The organism is Streptomyces sp. MS19 (assembly GCF_047200595.1).
Taxonomy (GTDB): domain Bacteria; phylum Actinomycetota; class Actinomycetes; order Streptomycetales; family Streptomycetaceae; genus Streptomyces.
Genome location: NZ_JBJZOH010000087.1, coordinates 1 through 1,443, shown reverse-complemented (window position 1 = coordinate 1,443; position 1,443 = coordinate 1). Strand labels below are relative to the sequence as shown.

The window sequence follows — 1,443 nt, the reverse complement described above, 5'->3', positions numbered from 1 at the left end:
CGCGAGTCGGTGCGCCTGAACAGCACGGGCCAGTACGTCGAGTTCACGTCCACCAGCCCGGCCAACTCGATCGTCGTGCGCAACTCCATCCCGGACGCGCCGGGCGGCGGCGGCCAGGAGGCGACGATCAGCCTCTACGCGGACGGCACCTTCGTCCGCAAGATCACGCTCTCGTCCAAGCACAGCTGGCTGTACGGCAACACCGACAGCCCCGAGGGGCTCACCAACACGCCGGGCGGCGACGCGCGGCGCCTGTTCGACGAGTCCAACGCGCTGCTGTCGCAGAGCTACCCGGCGGGCACCGTCTTCCGGCTCCAGCGGGACGCGAACGACACCGCGGCGTTCTACATCATCGACCTCATCGACCTGGAGCAGGTCGCTCCCCCGGCCGCCAAGCCCGCCGAGTGCACCTCGATCACCGAGTACGGCGCCGTCGCGAACGACGGGATCGACGACACGGCCGCGATCCAGCGCGCCGTGACGGCGGACCAGAACGGCGAGATCGACTGCGTCTGGATTCCGGCGGGCCAGTGGCGGCAGGAGCAGAAGATCCTGACCGACGACCCGCTCAACCGCGGCCAGTTCAACCAGGTCGGCATCAGCGACGTCACGATCCGCGGCGCGGGCATGTGGCACTCGCAGCTCTACACGCTGACCCCGCCGCACGAGGCCGGTGGCATCAACCACCCGCACGAGGGCAACTTCGGCTTCGACATCGACGACAACACGCAGATCTCCGACATCGCCATCTTCGGCTCAGGCACCATCCGCGGCGGCGACGGCAACCACGAGGGCGGCGTCGGCCTCAACGGCCGCTTCGGCGAGAACACGGCCATCCGCAACGTGTGGATCGAGCACGCCAACGTGGGCGTGTGGGTCGGCCGCGACTTCGACAACATCCCCGACCTCTGGGGCCCCGGCGACGGCGTCGAGTTCAGCGGCATGCGCATCCGCAACACCTACGCCGACGGCATCAACTTCACCAACGGCACCCGCAACTCCACCGTGTTCAACTCGTCGTTCCGCAACACCGGCGACGACTCACTCGCCGTCTGGGCCAGCCGCTACGTGCGCGACACGTCCGTGGACGTCGGCCACGACAACGCGTTCCGCAACAACACCATCCAGCTGCCCTGGCGCGCCAACGGCATCGCGATCTACGGCGGCTACGACAACTCGATCGAGAACAACATCATCTCCGACACCATGAACTACCCGGGCATCATGCTCGCGACCGACCACGACCCGCTGCCCTTCTCGGGCCAGACCCTGATCGCGAACAACGTGCTGCACCGCACCGGCGGCGCCTTCTGGGGCGAGGCACAGGAGTTCGGCGCCATCACCATCTTCCCGGCGAGCCAGAACATCCCGGGCGTGGTGATCCGCGACACGGAGATCCACGACTCGACGTACGACGGCATCCAGTTCAAGCAGGGTGGCGGC

The 1,443-nt window shown here is 67.8% G+C and carries 1 protein-coding gene; it reads left to right on the top strand.

All coding sequences use genetic code 11. The features are described 5' to 3' along the window. Positions 1 to 1,443, top strand: a 1,443-nt coding sequence (locus ACL02R_RS29985; protein WP_412800110.1) for a right-handed parallel beta-helix repeat-containing protein, incomplete at both ends; no start/stop codon positions are given.